We start from the raw sequence: 927 nt of genomic DNA on the forward strand, positions 1-927 counted from the left end.
TACGACATTCCAAATCCTCTGAATGAAGACATTCTCCTTGCTTTTCCTCTTCAGCCTCCTTACGGCTTATAACGGGTCTCTCGCCCACCGCCATCATTGGCTCCTTAATTAAAAGCAAAGTAAGAATGCATTTCATAAAACCGTGTGCATCATATTGTTCCCGAATTTATTCGTCAAGATACTAAAAAAAATCTATCACAAATTATCGTATAAATTTTATTGTATAAATAACGTATTTTTCAATTTACATGCTTTCTTAAAAAGATATTCTGAGCACCTAAACCGACTTCACGACAGCTCCCATGAATAATATAAAACTCATAGAATAGCCTTTTTTACACTTAATAAAAGGCGTAAACTGACACCATCTTATTTTCCGGCTCCAAATTTTATATCAATCCTAGTTTTGAAAGAGAACATAAAAAACTAAAAAACATTATGAGAGCGTTGTTTTGCTCCTTTTATTCAAATAAACTTGCACTTTTTATTTTATGAAAATGATAATAATCAATGGTTTTTATATGATCCTATTCGCAAAGTATTTTACATATGCCATCACAGAACCCATCACTCAATGAGCTTGAGGGTATTAAGAGAGGTTTCTTTAAATACGAGATATTAATAAATCTAAAATTTTAAATAGATCAAGCCAATAGAACACAATAAAATTTAAATAAGATCACCATACCACTTTATACAATTTTAATCCACTTTTTTGAATTTTGCCCTATGATTGAATATTGGTCGATTCAGCAAATATTTTTTCTTTTTATTTAAACAAACTATTGTGAGCAAAAGCGCTTATTCATAGCCTTTATTTTTATGAAGCGATAATTTAATGCTTCTTTTCAAACGAGCATCATAACTATATTCCCCTACCCTCATATTGCATCTATTCTTGCATTTAAATAACCCATTAAGAGGATG

At 30.6% G+C, this 927-nt stretch carries 1 pseudogene; it reads right to left on the reverse strand.

The annotated features are described in order from the left end of the window. Positions 1 to 94: pseudogene (locus ACFIKE_RS11620) on the reverse strand (ATP synthase subunit); the annotation flags it as partial. Positions 95 to 927 lie beyond the last annotated feature (833 nt).

This window comes from Bartonella sp. MU70NMGDW (assembly GCF_042194085.1).
GTDB lineage: Bacteria > Pseudomonadota > Alphaproteobacteria > Rhizobiales > Rhizobiaceae > Bartonella > Bartonella grahamii.